Below are 18,707 nucleotides of genomic sequence, written 5' to 3' on the forward strand. Positions count from 1 at the left end.
ATCATGTAATTAGAGTGAAATTAAACAACCATCGCGCATCGCGCCTTCACATCTGATCCATAGGGATATGAGAAATATCAGCGTGAAGTAAGGAAGAACACAGGCCCTTTGAGCATCACATTGTGACTTCCATATACGCCCCCTTAGAACAGGCCAAAGGTCGCCATAAAGGCTCAACCTTCCCCCTCACTCTAAATGCCCCAAGTGGTCCCAAATATTCGGCATCACCTTGTTCGAATATCCTGATATAAATGGTTTCTTAATCCCGGTATCGAGATCATAGATATGCCGCCGCACCGCACCTATGTTGGCGCCATAGGCATGAATGCTGACCGAGACCCCCTCCGCGAGGGCGTTCGATACCCTGTGGATGTCGCCAATATCTGGCGAGACTAGATCGACACTGCCAACAGGCAACTCATGGCTGCCACTCGCCCGCAAGCCTGAGGTTTCAGTCTCCAGCTCATATTCCTCACAGCGCTCAGCGCCGCGCAGCACACCCACCATGCCCCACACTGTATGGTCATGAATGGGCGTGGTCTGCCCGGGCGTCCAGACAAAACTCACCACAGAAAAACGCTCAAGAGGATCACAATAGAGCAGATACTGCCGATAGCTTTCGCTGCTCGGCTGAGCAAAGGCATGGGGTAACCAGTCATCGTGAGCAATAAGCTCCGATAGCAGCGCCTTGCCATGGGTAAAGATACCCGCCTCATCGCTGCCGACTTGCTCAACCAACTGAGTAAAGGACTGAACAAAATCCCGCAATCTGCCAATGTTATCCATCACACACTCTCTGCCCTAAATACCATTAATCAAGGCTAGGTGATCTGCCGAAGACAATAAATAAGCAATAGGTCGATAGCAGATGATAGCCATAAGATAGAAGGGCAATAAAGGGATTGGGGAAATATCGGCGTTATGTAGGGAAGCTCACCGATCCTGTGATCACGACATTAGTGCTTCCATATAAAGCACCCGCCGGGTAGGCGATAAGAAACAGCGAAGGTTAGCCCTTCATAACCCCTGCAAACATCAACTCAGCCAGACGCCACAACAACTAACCAGCCACCCCTCACCAGTCAGGCAACTTCCCACGGCAAAAGGGCGGTTTTCCCCCATCACCATTTCCCTTATAATCGCCGCTCATCCGTTCAAAGGTACGCCAAGATGTTTCATATCGCCCTCTATGAGCCAGAGATTGCCCCCAATACCGGCAATATCATTCGCCTGTGCGCCAACAATGGCTGCCAGCTACACCTTATCGAGCCTTTGGGTTTCGATCTTGAAGAGAAAAAGCTGCGCCGCGCCGGGCTGGACTATAGCGATCTGACCCGAGTCACCCGCCATAAAGACTTTGAGAGTTTTCTTAGCGCCATGGCGGGTAAACGCATCATGGCCTGTACCACTAAGGGCAGTCGCCCTCACAGCGAAATCGCTTTTGAGAAGGATGATGTCTTGCTGTTTGGTCCCGAGACTCGCGGCCTGCCCATGGAGATAATCGAATCGATTCCCACCAGCCAGCGCCTGCGCATCCCCATGGCCGCCAGCAGCCGCAGTCTAAACCTGTCGAACTCGGTCGCCATCATCAGCTATGAAGCCTGGCGTCAACTCGGCTATCCGGGCGCCTGTTAACCCTGAGCAATGGGATTGAGGGCGATGCCGCGATAGACTTGATAGTCGTCATCGTCCTGATCCAGATATTGCACCTTCTGTAGCCATAACCAGCCGCTCCCTTGAGGCGTGAAATTAAGACGGATCATCGCCGGGCGCTGCTGCACTATCCCTTTACCTAAAAGCGAAAATCCCGCCCCTTCGCGGTACAGGCTAAAGTAGAGGATCTTGTCGGCATCCACGCCATTAAAGTAGGTTAGCTTGATCTCGCCATCACCTTCACGAAACCACCAGGTCTCGCTCAGAGGATGGCTGGCATGTTGGCTCACCGAGAGCATCAGCTGACGCCTGTCGGCGCTGCAGATCCCTTCGACCTGTACCGGTTTGATTTGCCCTTGGGGCCGAGACGCCTCTCCCTGCCACTCGCCCGCTAAAGCCTGACAGAAAGGCGACAGGGCGATCTTATCGGCCACCGCCATAGGCGTCGCTAACAGGGCGCACAGCAAAAAAAGTCGTCTAAAACAGTTCAACATCTTGTTTAGTTTGGTGTAGGTGATTATCTCTGTAACCTTGAAGTGCCTCATGCATCGGCACGCCTCGCAATAGCGCCTCAAACATCTCGCGCTCACAGTCGAGCGAATAATGCGCCTGGATCTCAGTCTGTAACGCCTGCCAAGCCGAAGGGGACTGACGCCGCTTCTCATCTCCCAACATGCCTTCCATCAGGCTTAAGGCGGTGATCACATGACTGAGCCGCTGGGAGATGCGATCGTAAAACTGAAAAGCCTGCACGCCGCTGTCGATCGCCTGCACAAGGTTATCACTGTGAGCCAGGATATCACTCGGAGTATCGCCCTTGCTATGCAGATGGCCATTGACCTGAGTTAAATGCGCCGCCATCTCAGTAAACAGCTGCCCCAGACCTGTAACATTATGGTCGCCATCGGTTAGCGACAGCTCGATCTGCGCCGTCGCTAACAGGAGCAGCTTAGTGGTTTCTTGCAGGTGACACCAATCGGTATGGTCACAAGCCTGCTCTGGGGGTTGTGCAGGCGAGGTAGGTTCGACACGAGATTCCATTCATATCTCCCAGTATGACTAAGCTAAGGTTTTATTAACCCTAGATGAAAGCCTGTAGAAATGCGAGCACTCACCAGCGGGATTTGCCACTCAATAAAAAGGCCCGCAGGGGGTAACCCGCGAGCCTTTATCGATTCAGCCTGATGAACTATCGGCTATTGGGCGAACCCAACCGCACCGATATCCACCTGCTTCACTTCACCATATTCGGCGGCAATAGTGCCTATCTTATCGGCATTACCGATCAACACATATTGCAGCTTATCCTGTGGGAAGTAGCTTTGCACCAGACGCTGAGTTTCCGTCAGGGTCAGACCGTCGACATTCTTTTGGAAGTCGTTGATAAAGCTGTCGTCGAAGCCATAGAGGTACATGCTCGACAAGAGGCCGGCAAGTTGCGCGCTGGTCTCAAACTTAGGTGGGAACTGTCCCTTAACGTAAGCCTTGGCCGAGTCCAGCGTCGCCTGGTCTATCCCCGTCTGCCACAGACGTGCATAGGTCTTCAGTGCCAGATCGATCGCCTCCTTGGTGGTGTCACTCTTGGTAAAGGTGCTGATTCTGAACACGCCCCCTTGAGAATACGGGGTAAAGGCTGAGCGGGCACCATAGGTCAAACCGGCATTCACCCGCAGCTCATCGTTAAGCCAAGAGGTAAAGCGGCCACCTAAGATGGTGTTTACCACCTGTAGCCCCACGTAATCAGGGTTGTTGCGGCTAATGCCTTTACCGCCGATCAGGAAAGTGGTTTCGATGGCATCCCCCTTGTTGACCAGCAGTACCTTGCTGGCATCTAGCTGAGGTTGTCCCTTGGCCAGATCTTGCTTGGTGATCGCCTCGCCGTTCTGCCAGTCGCCAAACAGCTTGTCGAGCTTAGCCTTCATCTCACTTGGCTTGAAATCGCCGACCACAGAGAAGGCGATATTTTGCGGCTGGTAGTAACTCATATGAAAGGCGCGCAGTTGATTAACCGTCAGCTCTGCCAGTGAATCCCGGTTGCCCGATGCCGGATTACCATAAGGGTGATCGCCAAACACCAGCTTGTCGAAGTAGCGGTGGATCACCACTCGAGGACTCTCTTTTTCCTGAGCCAGGCCCGCCATTTCGCGCTGGCGTAACTTGTCGAATTCGTTGGCATCGAAATCTGGGCTGCGCAGCAGATCCCGCACCAGTGGTAGCAGCTTATCGGTATCTTTTGCCATAAAGTCGGCATCGATAAAGCTACCCTCTTTGCCCGCATCGGCGGCAATTGAGGCCCCCAGGAAATCGACCATCTGCTCGATATCTGACTTACTCTTGCCATTAGCACCCAGCAGCAGGGATTTAGCCGTCATGCTGGCTACCCCGGAAGTCGTGTCGTTGACTGCGCCGGCGCGCACCACGGCGCTGACAGTGATGAGCGGCACCTCGGTTTGTGGCATCAGATAGACTGTCATGCCATTGGCCAGTTGATACTGCTCGTAAGCCGGCATGCTAAAGCTGCCGGTATCGACAGTCTGGCTCGGCGTCGTCGCACAGCCCGCCAAGGTGAACGCTCCGGCCATCATGGCGGCCGAGCCCAGCTTAGCAAGGCTTTGAGGGAATTGAGTCAATAGGGTCTTCATTGGTCACTCTCCTCTGTGGCCGCTAATACGCCAACGGTACGGTTGGCGCGGCGTAAATAAGTTTGCGCGACGCGCTGAATATCTTCTGGGGTCACCTTGCTATAGGCTTCTGGCGCATTAAATAGTTTCTCAAAGCTGCCGAAATAGAGCTCATAGGTACCCAGGGTATTGGCCTTGCCATTGATGGTTTCCATGGTTCGGTAGAAATTCATCAACTTGATGTTTTTCACCTTCTCCAGCTCATCCTGAGTCACGCCTTCACGGGCGATACGATTGATCTCGCCTATCATGCCTGTCTCAAGCTCTTTGGCTGTGATACCAGGATTGGCCACGCCCATGACATAGAAGAGGTTCGGGTCGAAACTCATCGGCATATAGGTCTCCACCTCAATGGCGACTTGCTTCTCCACCAGCCCTTGATAGAGGCGTGAACTATTGCCTGTGGTGAGGATAGAAGAGAGTAGATCCAGGGCGTAGTAATCCTGGTGTGAAGTTGCCGGTACATGGAAGGCCAGCATCACGTTGGGCGTGCTTACCGACGCCTTTTGCACGAAGACGCGACGTTCACCCTTCTGCAGCGGCTCAACCGTCTTCACCTCGCGAGGTGGGGTCTGAGCAGGAATAGGCGCAAAGTATTGGTTGGCTAACGCCTTCACCTCATTGAGCTTCACATCACCGGCGATCACCACCACGGCATTGTTCGGGGCATAGTAGGTCTTGTGATACTGCACCAGATCTTCTAGGGTCCAGGCGGCAATGTCTGACTCATGGCCTATAACAGACCAGCTGTAAGGGTGCGCGCGAAAGGCTGCGCCTTTGATCTCTTCTTGCAAAGTACGCCAGTTGGAGTTTTCCAGCCCTGTGGTGCGCTCAGATGCCACCACTCCACGCTCACTCTCCACCATCTCTGCATTGATATCCAGATTGGCGATACGATCGGCCTCGAGATCGAAGATGGTTTCCAGCGCATTAGCCGGGAACCAGTTGGTATAGACGGTTAAGTTTTCTGTGGTGTAGGCGTTATTGGCACCGCCCGCCGCTTCCATGGTGCGGTCGAACATCTTGGGACCATATTTTTTCGAGCCATTAAACATCATATGTTCGAAAAAGTGTGAGATACCGGTAATGCCAGGAACCTCGTTGCGAGAGCCCACCTTCCAAAACAGGTACATATTGGCATTGGGGATAGATGCATCTTCGAGCACCATAATTTTCATGCCGTTATCTAAGGTGAAGCTCTTTATATCTTCAGCCTGAGTAGCCTGCGCCCCCATTGCGGAGAGTAATCCCCCTATGGTTAGGCACAGTGCGATTATCTTTCGCATCATCTGTCGTTCCCTCATTCGTGAGCAGATAGAATTTATCTCGGTATCGAGGACCGCCAAGGCAAATGCCCTCGCTATTTGAAACCTAAATACCAATCGTAGTAAATAACTGCTCATCCTAGCTTATTAAAACGCTCGAAAACGGCGTTATCATTTTTGATAGTAGCATCACTAGCTATCAAAAAATTCTGCCTTGTTCTCAAGCGTTTTTCTTACGCAATTTCTGATCACTTACTTACTGTGATTCGTATAAGAGGTGAAATTATAAATAAGATCAAGTCTGTTGTAGCAATTATCGCCAAAGAGAATTGTAACTTATTGCTTTTGTGCCATGCTAAGAAAAAAGCATGGCCACACTAACCCAAGGGAGAATTCACCTTGCCGTCAGCCACAGAAATTGACTTGGCTTACCTTAATCGCATCAACTGCAACACGGAAGCCCAGCTGCAGATACTCACACCGCTCAGACCCATTAGACTCAGAACCCGGCTCATCGGCATCGATCCCGACAACGCCATTATCCTCGCCTTGGGACAAGACAAATATTGGCAGGCCGCCCAGGAGTACATCACCCAGGGCCAGGGGGTTGTGGTGCGCCTAATCAACAGCGACGACCCGGAAGCCAACATTTTGGCCTTTCGCAGTCAAATCAAAACCCTGCTTAACCACGCCGGTCGCTGGTTAGTGGTGAAATACCCTAAGACGCTTCAGAGTGTGGCGCTGAGGCAACATAGCCGCATCCCGGTCAATGTACCCGCCTCGATACATGAACAGCAGGCAGAGAGCGAGTCGCCACTTCTCTGTTCAAGCGGATTTTTACAGGATATCTCAATCAAGGGGGGCGCCTATATAGGCAATGAAATAGAAGGCGGCACGCTCAACAAGACCTATCTGTTACAGGTCAAGCTTACCCAGTCTGAAGAAACCCTAAGTGTGCCCATCATACTGAAAAACATTCAGCCACCGGGCGTGGGACGGCAGCAGTTCCAATATGGATTTACCTTAGATGACGCGCATATGGAGGAAGATCAGCAGGGCTTTGCGCAAAAGGTGATCATCAACCACCTGATGCAGCAACCCAAAAGCTAGCCGATTTGAGCCTTGGTAAAGAAGACGACATCTTTGTCTATGACTTCTAATTGCCAATTGAGCTGCTTGGCGACCCACTCAAAGGTCGCCTGGCTATAGAAACAGATATGGGTCAGATCCTGCTTGTAATGCCAATGAGCAAAAGCCGCCTGACTCAGCACTCGCTTGGTCATCACAGCTAAACAGCTACCGGGCTTCATCATGGCGTCAAGGCGAGTAAGTAAACCTTGCGCATCTGCCACATGCTCAATCACCTCTGTCATGGTGATAAAGTCATATTGCTTCTCGAGCAACGCCTCATGGGGAAAGTAGTAGAGATCGTAATTCTCCATGGCAATACCCACCTCATCGGCCATGACACTTATGGTGGGGCCAGGGCCACAGCCAAAATCCAACCCCTTATGGGCTGAGGTCAAGCGCTCAAGCAGGGGGAGCCAGGTACGCCCCAGGAAACGCCGATAGCCGGCATCTTCACTGTTGTTTTCATGATGATCATAAAACGCCTTCTCATCCTCGGCGCTTAAACGGTATTGTTCAGGAACACTCACCAGCTGGCACTGGCCGCAGATCAGGTATTCTCTGTGTTTATCGCGATGAAATAAACTTAAGTGTTCACTATGACAAAGGGGGCAAAGACTCACGCAGCATCCAATTAGAGTTAGGGTTTAGGAATTTTTCGATCTTGCGCCGCCGCATCGATCGCGTCTTTTAAATATTTAGCCTCTCGGCTTTCACGCTCATTAAACTGTCGCTGGGCTTTCTCCCGTTGCGACTCTTGCCATTCACCCGATTGCTGGCGCTTGAGCACTTCCTTTTCCCGTGTCTGGGTGTCTTTAGCCGCCTCCCTGGCTTTCTCAAGTTGCTCGGCCTCGGTTTGGCGTGCAATCTCGCTGGCCTCCTCGGCAGTCGGGCTGAGGCGCTTATGTTCTTTGGCGGCGAGATTCAGACTCAAGCCGATCAGTAATACCAAGGCAAGACGGGGCATCATGGCGTTAATCATGACAGTTATCCTTAACTAATCGATAGGTGTGAGCCGATTTTAGCACTATCGTCATCACAACGTCGAAAAACCTTTCCACACAAGCTTAGGCGTGCGAAACGTCATAAAAAAGCATTAAAAATAGCGCAAAAACCTATCCTTAGGTTTGAGTCTGCTCCTGATTCGCGGTACTTTTAACCATACCTGTAATGAGGCTATCACTTAAGCCACTGTAAATTAACGTCTCATTGCCCTATCTCATGGAGCACCCTATGGGCCCTTGGTTAACTTTATTGGCGCAGCTAAGCAGCGCGCAGCCTGAGACTCAGCGGCAACTCGAACGTTGGCGTGAGGACGACTCTGCTTTCTTAGCTATCCTCAAGGGCCACTCCTTCATAGGCGCCAACCAAGGCACCCTGGATTATTTTCAAACCCAGCTGGACAGCTTTATCAATGCCACACCCTATGACTTCTCTCCGCGTATTCAGTCAAATGGCATCAACAGCATAGAACGTGCGCAGCAGTTAATTGAGCGAGTCCATCAAGGTGAGCACATCAGCATCAACTGGCTGCATATGAGCCAGCTTGGCAGCGAGTTGCCCACCTTGGTCAGCATGCTACCTGCCAAGCTAGGCGACGCAGAGGTCATTCTGGCCCGTTTCGATCCCGCCGACAGGCGCGCCAAGCGGCGCAACAACATCTCTAACGGCTTTGAACGCCTACCCGCACAACTGATCTCCAGCATACTGGAAGATAGCGCCGAGGCGGTTTACATCAGTAATGACAAGCATGAGATTATCGCGGTTAATAAGGCGATGTGCCGCATCTGTGGCTATAGTGCCGATCAGCTACTCCACAAAGGACCAGACGAGGTACAGGGCTTTAGCGATGCCAGCCAATGTCACAGCGACTTCCTACAGAGCCTGGAAGATAGAGGCAGCTGGCAGGGAGAAACCACTAAGACCCGCTCAGACGGCAGCCAATTTCCCGCCTGGAAGAGTTGCCGCAAGATACAGATCGATGGTGAGATCTATTATGTCACCCTGTTCAGCGACATCAGCGCCAAGAAACGCCTGGAGTCACGCCTGACAGAGCAAGCCATGGTGGATACCCTAACAGGCCTGCCCAATCGACATCAGCTCAAGCTGCATCTGGATCAAGCTCTCGCCGAGGTCAAACAGCAGACAGGTAAGCTGGGCGCCGTGATGTTTATGGATCTCAACGGCTTTAAGAATGTGAATGATTGCTTTGGCCACGCCACTGGTGACAAAGTACTGCAACTGGTGGCCGCCCGCCTCGAAGCCAGCTGTATCGATAAGGCTCATATCGCTAGGCTCGGTGGCGATGAGTTCACTTTAGTCTTAACCGATTACCACAATGTTGACGAGATAGAGGCCGTCTCCCAGCAGTTGCTCGCCATTTTTGATGCTCCCTTTGAGATCAACGGTCAGAAATTTTATCTGGGCACCAGTGTTGGCATCGCGCTATTCCCAACCCATAGCGATCAAGCAGCTCAGCTGCTCAGCTGTGCCGATACCGCCATGTATTGTGCCAAGAAGAGCCCTAATCATGTGCTCTTCTATGACAACAAGATGCACAAAGATGCTCAGCATAGACTCAAGACCATCAACGACCTGCGCCATGCCTTCAGCCTGAATCAGTTCCAACTGGCCTATCAGGTGATTGTGGATCTTGAGGGTAACCAGGTGATTGGCGTCGAAGCCCTGCTGCGTTGGCACAAGAGCGATGGCGAGATCATAGAGGCCTGCGATTTCGTACCTCTGCTGGAAGAGACGGGCTTGTTGATCAATATAGGTCAGTGGGTACTCACCACTGCCTGTACTCAAGTCGCCAAATGGCAAGATGAGCTGAAAAAGCCACTACAGGCCTGCGTGAATGTGTCGGCAACCCAGCTCGAACATCCAGATTTTGTCCAACAGGTCAAACACGCGCTGGCGTTGAGCCTCCTGCCCGCCTGCAACCTGGTACTGGAGATCACTGAGTCGGCGCTACTGCGCCAACCCATGCGAGTTAAACAGACCCTAAGCCAGCTAAAGGCGCTGGGCGTGCGTATCGCCATCGATGATTTTGGCGCGGGGCTATCTTCTCTTAGCAAGCTGGGGAATCTGCCTATAGACACGCTGAAGATAGATGCGGGCTTCGCCGAACGGCTCAACGAGCCTCAAGGAAGAGAGCTCTGTCAGGCAATGATCCAACTCGCCCAGGCACTTAATATTCAATTCGTGGTGGAAGGCGTCGAGACCCTGGAACAGAAACAGATACTGTCAGGCATGGGTAAAGGGTTTGCACAAGGGTATTTCTATGGATATCCGGCAGCGGCGGGGCAGTTCACCAAGGCAAACTTCATGGCCCATTGAACCGATAACTGTGTCAGCACCTCTAGGGCAATACTGCCTCCCTGCATGGACAGTAAACTGACACAGCTATCTGACCACCCTATCAAGGGTGACTAAGACTATTAAACCCTAAATTACCTAACATTATCGTGATCTATGCCATAGGCTGATCTGCCAATTTATATCTGCTTCACAGTTTTACCATTGCCTATTTCTGGAGATACCTTTGCCTCACCTCTGGCGGCATGGCATCGAGTCTTTGCCGTACCAAGGCCGCTAAGGCATCGGTGAGCGGTGACACATCACAGCTTGGTTCCAAGGTTTCAATGGCCAATGCCGCCGCCTCAAGGGTGGACAGGCTATCATCGCGTTTGGCTTTGCGTATGGTGTATTTAGACGGGGCGTCGAGATCCAGATGCACCGCAGGATACTCGGCCAACCAGGGGTTTAACTTAAGCAGCTTAAAAGCTTTTCGCCAAGTACCGTCGAGCAGCAGCAAGATCGCTTCATGGTTATTCTTAGGTGACTTTATCGGCTGACTGGTTTCACTCGGGTAGAGCAACAACACTGGCCGGGTTTGAGCCTTAAGGTAGGTCCTCAAGTCGGTAAAATCCGTCGGCGTCTCCCCTACCACCAGTCGCAATCTATCCCCCATCACGGCTTGCATCAGCTTTACACTGTTCTTGGCATGTGACACCTCACTCGGGTGTTGCAACACAATCAGCTCGACATGGGTCGACAGCGGCCGAATGTGCTCGCACAGGCAGGCATTCACAGGGTATTGGCATTTGGGACAAACAGGACGGCTCACAAGATCCTCACGATTAATGGGTAGGCGCTGAATGCTAACCTAACTGACGCAAAAGGCGGCTTGCTCTGGAACTGACGCATAAAAATCAAACCTTTACACAACAATTACTTAACAAATATAATCCGCTACCGGGCAACAGCTCGTATACCAGCAAGATTATAACGGGCAGCAGAGTGTTATCACAGCATGGATGCAGCCTTCATCATGACAACAAGGAAGAAAAATGAAAAAGCAGCTACTCACACTCCCCCTTCTCTTAGGTTTAACCACACAGGTATTTGCCGGTGAAGCCGTTAACACCTTCCAACATGAAGCCAATGTGAGCTTCGGTACCGATACCGATAACTTCGAAGACGGTCTGTGGAATCTTGACTACCGTTTCTATTTTGAGCCGGTGAAAAATAACAATGCCCCCCATGCTTTAGCCGGATTTTTAGCACAAAGCTCCTATCTCGGCGGTATGTATGCCCAGACCAACGCCTATGACGATACGGTGAGATACAGTGTAGATGGCCGATATGTGATGGCCTCAAATTGGTTTATTGGCGCCAATTATCTCTATCTCAACGTAGATAGCAGTGAGTTTTTAAGTTCTCCAATAGATGAAGATGAAACCGGCTATGGCATAAACCTTGGCTATTATTTTAACGATAGCTCCGAAGTCGCCATCTATTATCAATATCAAGGCAACTCAGACTCTTGGAATCTAAGCACTGCAGAAGTTATTACATTCGATAAAGACAGCGATCTATACGGCGCCCATATCCATAGCTACTTTCCGCTGCAATCCACCACAGGCTTAGATTTCAAGGCCCAAATCGAATATGGCCAACTGGAAACCAGTAATACCATAAGCTCACAATTAGAAGTGGCAGGTTATCACAATGACACGACTCAAGTGAGCCTGAGCGCAGACTGGTATATCACCCCAGCCTGGTCTGTTGGCGCCGGTTATACTTGGTTAAATAGCGATGCAAAAATCCAGTGGCTCACCCCAGATAATGGTATTAACACAAATACCTTTGAGGACAGCATCAACCTGTTTAGCCTATCGACACAGTATTGGTGGCAGATCTCCAACCACTTCGCCGCCAACTTCGCTGGGGTAAAGCGATTTTCCGATGAAGATTTCGCCGATGATTTTCTTATCGGCATAGGGGTAAACGCCCGCTTCTAACATCAGGCGAAAAAAAAGCCTGCATTGAGGTCACTAATGCAGGCTGAAAGGGTGTTGCTAATGGATTAGGTTACGGCTATCAATGGGCGTGACGCTCCTGGTGCCAGGCATCTAGTCGGCCCATGTTCATGGCGACCAACAGCAGGCTTGCCAAGCCACCCATGACGACGACCACGGCGTAGGGAGCGGTGAGCGATGTCTGCTGTACCAGTCCTGCCAAAATAGAGGCGCCACTCATCTGGATAAAGCCAAGCATGGCGGTGGCCGTACCGGCGCGCTCACCAAAGCCTGCCAATGCCATACTGGTCGCCGGGCCGAGCAGCAGGGCAAAGCCGATACACAGCAGCATCATAGGCAACATAAAACCAAAGGCCGCCGCCAGTCCTGTCTGCGGGCCAGCCCACTGTACCCCAAGTTGCAATAGGGCAGAGACCAACATGGTGCTTAGCGCTAGGATCACTGTCGGACGGTTACCCAGCTTCTGAATCACCACTGGCGCGGCAAAACAGGCTGCGATGTTCACTAAAGCGTTGAGACCAAACAGACCGCTGAAGGTCAGCTCGGACACGCCTATTGTCTCGATAAGCCACACAGGCGAGTAGGAAACATAGGCGAGAATTGCCGCCATACCAGCCATACAGGCAAAGGCGTAGAACATAAAGTGCGGATCGATCAGCACAGGCTTATAGCGTGACCAGCGATAGAGCGGCCCTTCGGTCACAGTATTCGCGGGGCGGGTCTCCGGCAGGCGATAGCCGACGATGATCATGATGATGATGGCGTACAGCGTCATAAACACGAAGGTAGAACGCCAGCCAAACTGCAGCGCCAACAGGCCGCCTAGGGTGGGTGCCAACGCCGGGATCACACAGATCACCCCGTTCAGATAACTGTAATAACGAGCACCTTCTTTAGGCGTAAAGCAATCTCTGACAGCACTAAAGACCACAATAGAGGTTGAGCAGGCGGCTAAGCCTTGTAGCACGCGGGCCAGTTGCAGCCAATGAAACTCCATCGCCACCACGGCCAATAGACTGCTGGCGATATAGAGCAGCAGACCACCCAGTGCAATAGGGCGACGACCATAGCGATCCGCCAGTGGGCCTATCAACACCTGACCGACCCCCATGGCAAACAAAAACAGCACTAGCGTCGATTGCACCTGACTAGCCGACACGGCAAATTCAGCCGCCATGACTGGCATTGAGGGCAGATAGATGTCGATGGCAAGGGGGCTCAAGACCACCATTAACATGAGTATGGGTAACAGGTTTCGACGCATATTTCTCTAATTTACATAGGGGTTAAGGTAATAGGGAGCATTTTAGACCAGCCTAGTTATGAACAGAAATGGTATAATTTCAAAAGCTAATTTCCTTTAAGGAATATCATTATGAATCTCGACAACCTGGCCCGAATCGATCTAAACCTCTTGGTCATGCTGCAAGTCCTACTGGAAGAGCGCAGCGTTACCCGCGCCGCCAGCCGTCTTCACCTAAGCCAATCCGCCCTGAGTAAGAGCCTCAACCGTCTGCGTGATACCTTAGGCGACCCACTCTTTATCCGCACCGCACACGGCCTTAAACCCACGGCCCATGCCGCCTATCTTGGCCAACAGCTGCCCGACATGTTGCAGGGACTCTACCAGCTGACCCAGCCGCCGAGCTTCAATCCCGCCAGCAGTCGGCGCCAGTTCTCTTTTGCCATGGTCGAGAGTGCCTATGAGACGCTGATCCCCTACTTTATCGGGCCCCTGCTCAATAATGCCCCCAACCTCAGGTTGGACTCCTATCTTTGGATGGAGAAGTCCCTCTCGTCGCTGCAGAAGGGGCAGATAGATTTTGGTATTACCGGACGGGATATCAATCCGCAATCGGATCTCATCATCGACCGGCTACCTGAAGGGATAGCTCATCAGACGCTGTTTACCGACTATCAGGTCTGTCTGGTTCGCCAGGATCATCCCATGCTGCCAGCCATCAGAAATCATCGATGGGATCTGGATATCTATCTGGAGATGTCACATGTACAGGTGCGCTGCGAGGGCAATGAGTGGTGGGCACTGGACTACTTTCTGGCTAAATCGGGTAAGCGTCGCCACCTGAGCACCACAGTACCCGATTTCTATGGCGCCGCCAGTGTCTGCGCCCATAGCGATCTGATCTTTACCTTACCCTCCAGTTTTGCGGCCCATGCCCGCAAACTCTACGCCCTGGAGGAGTTGCCCCTACCCTTCGATTTCCACTCCCTGGCCTATGTATTGCTATGGCATGAGCGCAATAACGACGAGCCCGGACATAAGTGGATACGCGAAACCATCTGCAAGAGTGTTGCCCAGGCATTTCATCAAGACTAATGCCGTAAATCGGCGCTTGGTTCAGCTTAGGTTAACCTTGGACTGGTTATGATGCTTGGGTAGCCACGGAGACATTCAGTAACATTTTACGGCTTAGATTAAACGAATTTAACGTGATCTCGCTGGGCTGTATGTGCACAATCGAGCCATTAATGCAGGGCATATCGAACAGAAATTCAACCTGAAAGTTAGACGGCCCTTAGGGAGAAACTATGATTTATCATCAATTTCAACAGACGCCTTTTCAGCATAGGTTCTCGGGTACTAAAGGCTGGATGGCCTTCGCAATCGGTTTAGTCGTCATGACATTGGTCTTGCTAGCGCTTCCCTTTGTCATTCTCGTCGGCGCCTTAAGCTTTATTATCCTGAGCCTGTTTGGCCGGGTCTTTCTTAAGCGCCAGCTGGCAAAGTTTCGCCAGCAGGGGAACGCCGCCTTTGGCGAGCGTACAGCAGGTTTTGATCAAAAGGGATATTCGGCGCGGTCATTTGACACCGCATCGCCCTTCGGTCAAACCCAGGCCCCACGTCAGGGACGTACCTTCGAGCACGACCCTAACGAATAATACCAATCACAGTCAGTAAGTGATCAGACATAGCGTCGGATAAACGCAGTTATCGAGCGTTTAAACAAGCTAGGATGATCAGCTATTTACTAGGATTGGTATATCTCACTCGCCGCCCTTGGTCTGGCCAATAGGGCGGCAAATACCCTCCAGGCCTGTGCTGTGTCACGGGCCTGACTCGTCACATATTCCCCGACACTGGCCTCGCCAAAGTGATAGTTAATCACATAGCTGCGATTAGAGCGGTAGAAGTCTACCCGCTGCGCCGCCTTAGCACTGCTATACAAACCAAACTCCACTAACATTTGCGCTGCCTGATCAGCATCGATTTCACCGTCGATAAACTGCCGGCACACCAATTCATCCAGATGGGCTAAGCCTTTGTAGGCATCCATCACCCTATGATAGTGATGAATATCGCCCTCAATACCCGCCAAAGGCATTAACACCTCCCGCTCGAAGGCAATAATTTCTGCCTTAGACATCAAGAGTGACAAGCCATAGTTGGCACTGCCCTCAGAGAGAAACGAGATAGGGCTGTAAAGCGGGTAAACAGCATATTCCATCCAACCTAGGCCCATAACCAGATCCCGTTCTTGCAGCAGGTTAAACAGATGATGCCCCGGATAGCCTTCGTGGCTGGCCAGCTCCATTGCCCGCTCCAGATACAAGGGATGATCTTGATTGAGCTGGATAAGACTCGTGTAGTCACCCTGATACCAGTTGTAGGCAGTCCAGATCTTATCCTTAACGAACTCCACCCTAAAGCGCTCCTCTTCCGGCAGCACAATATGTTGCCGCGTCACCGCTCTGGCCTGCTCCACCGCGGCGGTAAAGACCTGAGGTACCTTGTCAAATGGCACGATAAACGGGCGCCGGTACGCTTCAAACCTTGAAGTCAGACTCCCCTCACCCGGCAATAGCCTATCGAGCTCGGCAAGGGCCTCACTAAAGTGACTCAGCTGATGCTTAGGCGCTTTAGCATCATAGAGAGCCAAAGATTCCTGCTCGAAACTCAGCGACTCCCCCATGAGTCCGGTTAAATAACTTGCCACCGAGGTCAGTTGTTTGGTTAAAAAGCGATGTCGCTGGATGAGCGCCTGACAATCTAACCCCTTGCTTACCTTGTCACACTCCGCCCTTAACGAAGCAGAGTCGGCGACCAGTTCAGTAAGCGGCCTAAGGCTCGCCTGAGCTTGCCAGTCAGCGGGACCATAATAGGCGTCGACATAAAGAGGTTGATGACAGCCTATCGCCAAGACGAGTTTGATATAGCCTTCGGCTAAGGCGTTGAGCGTCCTGTTAGAGGCAGCGCACTGGGCCGCAGCAGAGGTTTGATGGCAGATGACACAAGCGGCCGTTTGAGGATGAGACACAGAGACTCCACACCAGCTGAGAAACAGAGGCGCTCATTAAGCCACAAATGAATATTGTATGCAATAAGAGGGTTATTCGGGATCGCTCAAAAGCTCGCGAGCACGCTGCAGGGCTTTTAGTTCATCGGGGGCCTGAGTGACCGCCAATACCTTATCTATCTGCAGGGTCAGTGACTCCCACAAGGGGGCTATCACCTCTTTTTCACGGGCGTTGCCACGCTGCCGGGCCATCTTGAGTAGCGCCGCCGAGCCTACCACATCGATACGGCCTAAGATGCCATCGGCCAGGGCGATGCTCAGCTCTATCATGGCCGGAACGCTGTGACCATATTTCACCGCTTCTCTCAGATAGCGCTCGGCTAAGGAGAAATCATTACCCAGGGCATTCTCATTGTTCAGCATCTGCTGGGCACAATGCAGCATAGCATCGAGTTGTCCCTGCTCGGCGGCCTCGGCCATCCACTGCTCGCTCGCTAGGGGATCGGGCTGACACCCTTCTCCGCGCGCCAACATCAAGGCAAGATGATATTGTGCATGGGGAAAACCCGCCTGAGCGGCACTGGAGATGTAGTGATAGGCCTGAGCATAGTTGGCCTGTTGATAATAGAGCACGCCCAGATTCGCCATCGCCTCGGACTGCTCGCGATCGGCGGCGGCCTGCAGGTAGCGATAAGCCAGTTGGGTATCGACACTGATCTGCTCACCACCGACCAGATAGAAATACCCCAGCAGTGCCATGGCATTAACCACACCCGCCTTGGCAGCGGCAATAATGGCACTCTCTCCGGCCGCTGCATCTACTTCGCCCGCATAGCCGTGCAGTAAACTCACCCCATGTTCGTGCTGAGCCTCGGGCAGATAAGGGGCAGCCAGGGCAAACCAATGGGCAGCCTGCTTAAAGCTTGCTTCGCTATCAAGCTTAGGCTCGGCATCAGCCTCATCACGCAGCGCCTGCTCCTGCTCCTTCTGCATCAACGCCTTTGTCTTGAGCGACATCCCCACCAAATATTGCGCCTGGGGATCGTTCTCCATCACGGCGCGATAACAGAGATCCCGCCCGGCAAAGGCATCGAAAGGCTCAAATTGATATTCAGGGGCCTCGCCATCACAGAAGATGGGATAAAGCTCTTCCACCAGTTTAACCAGGCGCTCAATTGCCTTTTCAGCCAGTTGCTGCAACGCCTCTTGGGTGAGGTGATATTTCTCAGGGTGAGCGCCGCGGTTACCATCGCCGCGCAAACGGTGCAATGCCCGGGTCACCCTGACATTGATCACGCGCTGACGGTTGAGGGTTTCGATGCGGTCGTAAAGATTAGGGCTGTCGAACACCAACTGCTGAGATGAAGCCAGCTTATCGGTCAACTTATGGGTAAAGCTACGTACATGTAACAGTGCCTGGGTCGGCACGTCTCGCACATAGCTCTTGGCCACACGGTAGTCTTCACCTAAGTCGCGAGAAAATTGGCTAACCAGTTCGATATCGCTAAGCAAGGTGAGGACTCCGTGGGTATCTATTTATCGGTTATATGCAGTGAAATAACTGGGCTTACACCTGCTCATCAATACTTGGGCGTGACACCATATAAAGACGAAACAGAGCAACGTTAACGAATAGCCCAAAGAAGGCCACTAGCACTTCGACCACCAGCATCAGAGGGAAGCCCCCGTTCTGTGCCAGGCTAGATAGGGTGCCACCGATCAGCGAGATCGGAATATATAGCATGAGTACCAGCAAGGTTTTAAAGGCGATAGGGCCACTAAATCTAAAGCTACCCTTAATCGCTTCAAGCGGTGTCAGGCGCTCAACCACCACCATGAAATTGACATAGGCCAGACGGGCAAAGACGTAAATACTGATCACCAGGCCCACCAACCAAAGAGGGCCAAATGCCGCAAACAGCATCACGGGCGCCAAAATAGCCAAACCAGAAAAGACACCGGCCAACAGCAGCGGCGGAACAAAGCTCACACTGGTCTTAATGACCTGACCAGTCGAGGGCTCGTGACCGTGAGATCGCACCTCCATAAACAGAGTCAGAGCGGCGATCAAGAGTGAAAAAACCAGCAATAGCACCATCATAGCGACCATATGGGGCACGCCAAACTGAGGATTTTCCAGATCGGCGTTATTGATCTCCATCCCCAACCACATCTGAATGCCCACCTGAACAAACAAAATAGGCACTGTTAAGATAGCTAATTGGCGAATATGATTACGAAAGAAGTTATAAGCTTCGGTCAAAATCGCTGACAATGACATGTGACTTTCCATTAGATAGTTATAAACCAACTTGTAAGTGCGACAGGATACCGAAATTTCAGCGCTAATGCACAACAGATGTCTAAAAATAGATACAAAATTAACGCCCGCCTAGGCTA

Annotated in this window: 18 protein-coding genes; 6 read left to right on the plus strand and 12 right to left on the minus strand. The window is 51.9% G+C overall.

The features are described 5' to 3' along the window. Positions 1–186: 186 nt before the first annotated feature. Complete coding sequence (locus tag CFF01_RS17745) at positions 187–786, minus strand: cysteine dioxygenase family protein (protein ID WP_088905666.1); 600 nt, start codon at positions 784–786, stop codon at positions 187–189. Between the two features lie 384 nt (positions 787–1,170). Between CFF01_RS17745 and trmL the strand changes: the two genes are divergently transcribed. Next, entirely contained in the window at positions 1,171–1,635 is a 465-nt protein-coding gene (gene trmL, locus CFF01_RS17750; RefSeq protein WP_033540243.1) for a tRNA (uridine(34)/cytosine(34)/5-carboxymethylaminomethyluridine(34)-2'-O)-methyltransferase TrmL, read from the plus strand. On the opposite strand, the gene CFF01_RS17755 is transcribed toward trmL, so the two are convergent. The 4 genes from CFF01_RS17755 to CFF01_RS17770 form a co-directional block, all read right to left on the minus strand. Next, the gene (locus tag CFF01_RS17755; protein ID WP_088905667.1) at positions 1,632–2,147 is read right to left on the minus strand and encodes a hypothetical protein; all 516 of its coding nucleotides are present in this window, start codon (positions 2,145–2,147) and stop codon (positions 1,632–1,634) included. The genes trmL and CFF01_RS17755 overlap by 4 nt on opposite strands. Then, positions 2,131–2,694 carry a hypothetical protein gene (locus tag CFF01_RS17760; RefSeq protein WP_088905668.1) on the minus strand — a complete coding sequence of 188 codons (564 nt, stop codon included), beginning with the start codon at positions 2,692–2,694 and terminating at the stop codon, positions 2,131–2,133. The genes CFF01_RS17755 and CFF01_RS17760 overlap by 17 nt, the downstream gene beginning before the upstream one ends. Positions 2,695–2,849: 155 nt before the next feature. Further along, positions 2,850–4,238, minus strand: a complete 1,389-nt coding sequence (locus tag CFF01_RS17765; RefSeq protein ID WP_408640523.1) for a M16 family metallopeptidase — start codon at positions 4,236–4,238, stop codon at positions 2,850–2,852. A gap of 53 nt (positions 4,239–4,291) precedes the next feature. Continuing rightward, positions 4,292–5,623 carry a M16 family metallopeptidase gene (locus CFF01_RS17770; RefSeq protein ID WP_033540247.1) on the minus strand — a complete coding sequence of 444 codons (1,332 nt, stop codon included), beginning with the start codon at positions 5,621–5,623 and terminating at the stop codon, positions 4,292–4,294. 375 nt (positions 5,624–5,998) lie between these two features. Between CFF01_RS17770 and CFF01_RS17775 the strand changes: the two genes are divergently transcribed. Further along, a complete protein-coding gene (locus CFF01_RS17775; RefSeq protein WP_033540248.1) occupies positions 5,999–6,709 on the plus strand; it encodes a flagellar brake domain-containing protein in 711 nt (236 codons plus the stop codon). On the opposite strand, the gene CFF01_RS17780 is transcribed toward CFF01_RS17775, so the two are convergent. Together CFF01_RS17780 and CFF01_RS17785 are read right to left on the minus strand one after the other, a co-directional pair. Further along, positions 6,706–7,350 (minus strand): class I SAM-dependent methyltransferase, encoded by a 645-nt coding sequence (locus CFF01_RS17780; protein WP_088905670.1) that lies wholly within the window; start codon positions 7,348–7,350, stop codon positions 6,706–6,708. The genes CFF01_RS17775 and CFF01_RS17780 overlap by 4 nt on opposite strands. Positions 7,351–7,367: 17 nt before the next feature. Next, positions 7,368–7,709 carry a hypothetical protein gene (locus tag CFF01_RS17785; protein WP_088905671.1) on the minus strand — a complete coding sequence of 114 codons (342 nt, stop codon included), beginning with the start codon at positions 7,707–7,709 and terminating at the stop codon, positions 7,368–7,370. Between the two features lie 251 nt (positions 7,710–7,960). On the opposite strand from CFF01_RS17785, the gene CFF01_RS17790 reads away from it, so the two are divergent. Then, on the plus strand, positions 7,961–10,066 hold the full coding sequence (locus CFF01_RS17790; RefSeq protein ID WP_088905672.1) for a putative bifunctional diguanylate cyclase/phosphodiesterase: 2,106 nt from the start codon (positions 7,961–7,963) through the stop codon (positions 10,064–10,066). Between the two features lie 187 nt (positions 10,067–10,253). Here the strand turns inward: CFF01_RS17790 and CFF01_RS17795 are convergent, their stop codons facing one another. Continuing rightward, entirely contained in the window at positions 10,254–10,856 is a 603-nt protein-coding gene (locus CFF01_RS17795; protein WP_088905673.1) for a tRNA-uridine aminocarboxypropyltransferase, read from the minus strand. 223 nt (positions 10,857–11,079) lie between these two features. Between CFF01_RS17795 and CFF01_RS17800 the strand changes: the two genes are divergently transcribed. Beyond that, a complete protein-coding gene (locus tag CFF01_RS17800; protein WP_088905674.1) occupies positions 11,080–12,033 on the plus strand; it encodes an outer membrane beta-barrel protein in 954 nt (317 codons plus the stop codon). Positions 12,034–12,112: 79 nt separating this feature from the next. On the opposite strand, the gene CFF01_RS17805 is transcribed toward CFF01_RS17800, so the two are convergent. Then, entirely contained in the window at positions 12,113–13,315 is a 1,203-nt protein-coding gene (locus CFF01_RS17805; protein ID WP_033540253.1) for a multidrug effflux MFS transporter, read from the minus strand. A 111-nt stretch (positions 13,316–13,426) separates the two neighbouring features. On the opposite strand from CFF01_RS17805, the gene CFF01_RS17810 reads away from it, so the two are divergent. Together CFF01_RS17810 and CFF01_RS17815 are read left to right on the plus strand one after the other, a co-directional pair. Further along, positions 13,427–14,389: a LysR family transcriptional regulator gene (locus CFF01_RS17810; RefSeq protein ID WP_088905675.1), complete on the plus strand. Its 963-nt coding sequence runs from the start codon at positions 13,427–13,429 to the stop codon at positions 14,387–14,389. 212 nt (positions 14,390–14,601) lie between these two features. Further along, positions 14,602–14,952 (plus strand): hypothetical protein, encoded by a 351-nt coding sequence (locus tag CFF01_RS17815; protein ID WP_033540255.1) that lies wholly within the window; start codon positions 14,602–14,604, stop codon positions 14,950–14,952. Between the two features lie 89 nt (positions 14,953–15,041). On the opposite strand, the gene CFF01_RS17820 is transcribed toward CFF01_RS17815, so the two are convergent. From CFF01_RS17820 to CFF01_RS17830, 3 genes are all read right to left on the minus strand, one after another. Further along, positions 15,042–16,328 carry a DUF885 domain-containing protein gene (locus tag CFF01_RS17820; RefSeq protein WP_232479474.1) on the minus strand — a complete coding sequence of 429 codons (1,287 nt, stop codon included), beginning with the start codon at positions 16,326–16,328 and terminating at the stop codon, positions 15,042–15,044. Between the two features lie 72 nt (positions 16,329–16,400). After that, positions 16,401–17,819, minus strand: coding sequence for a tetratricopeptide repeat protein (locus tag CFF01_RS17825; RefSeq protein ID WP_088905677.1), 1,419 nt, complete (start codon positions 17,817–17,819; stop codon positions 16,401–16,403). 55 nt (positions 17,820–17,874) lie between these two features. Continuing rightward, entirely contained in the window at positions 17,875–18,588 is a 714-nt protein-coding gene (locus CFF01_RS17830) for a hypothetical protein (protein ID WP_033540258.1), read from the minus strand. Positions 18,589–18,707 lie beyond the last annotated feature (119 nt).

Source organism: Shewanella marisflavi (assembly GCF_002215585.1).
GTDB classification, from domain to species: Bacteria; Pseudomonadota; Gammaproteobacteria; order Enterobacterales; family Shewanellaceae; genus Shewanella; species Shewanella marisflavi.

What these genes read in the sequence shown, in the direction of transcription:
- CFF01_RS17745 (WP_088905666.1), bottom strand. Translation starts at nt 786, where the DNA reads ATGGATAACATTGGCAGATTGCGGGATTTTGTTCAGTCCTTTACTCAG.
- trmL (WP_033540243.1), top strand. Translation starts at nt 1,171, where the DNA reads ATGTTTCATATCGCCCTCTATGAGCCAGAGATTGCCCCCAATACCGGC.
- CFF01_RS17755 (WP_088905667.1), bottom strand. Translation starts at nt 2,147, where the DNA reads ATGTTGAACTGTTTTAGACGACTTTTTTTGCTGTGCGCCCTGTTAGCG.
- CFF01_RS17760 (WP_088905668.1), bottom strand. Translation starts at nt 2,694, where the DNA reads ATGGAATCTCGTGTCGAACCTACCTCGCCTGCACAACCCCCAGAGCAG.
- CFF01_RS17765 (WP_408640523.1), bottom strand. Translation starts at nt 4,238, where the DNA reads ATGATGGCCGGAGCGTTCACCTTGGCGGGCTGTGCGACGACGCCGAGC.
- CFF01_RS17770 (WP_033540247.1), bottom strand. Translation starts at nt 5,623, where the DNA reads ATGATGCGAAAGATAATCGCACTGTGCCTAACCATAGGGGGATTACTC.
- CFF01_RS17785 (WP_088905671.1), bottom strand. Translation starts at nt 7,709, where the DNA reads ATGATTAACGCCATGATGCCCCGTCTTGCCTTGGTATTACTGATCGGC.
- CFF01_RS17790 (WP_088905672.1), top strand. Translation starts at nt 7,961, where the DNA reads ATGGGCCCTTGGTTAACTTTATTGGCGCAGCTAAGCAGCGCGCAGCCT.
- CFF01_RS17800 (WP_088905674.1), top strand. Translation starts at nt 11,080, where the DNA reads ATGAAAAAGCAGCTACTCACACTCCCCCTTCTCTTAGGTTTAACCACA.
- CFF01_RS17805 (WP_033540253.1), bottom strand. Translation starts at nt 13,315, where the DNA reads ATGCGTCGAAACCTGTTACCCATACTCATGTTAATGGTGGTCTTGAGC.
- CFF01_RS17810 (WP_088905675.1), top strand. Translation starts at nt 13,427, where the DNA reads ATGAATCTCGACAACCTGGCCCGAATCGATCTAAACCTCTTGGTCATG.
- CFF01_RS17815 (WP_033540255.1), top strand. Translation starts at nt 14,602, where the DNA reads ATGATTTATCATCAATTTCAACAGACGCCTTTTCAGCATAGGTTCTCG.
- CFF01_RS17830 (WP_033540258.1), bottom strand. Translation starts at nt 18,588, where the DNA reads ATGTCATTGTCAGCGATTTTGACCGAAGCTTATAACTTCTTTCGTAAT.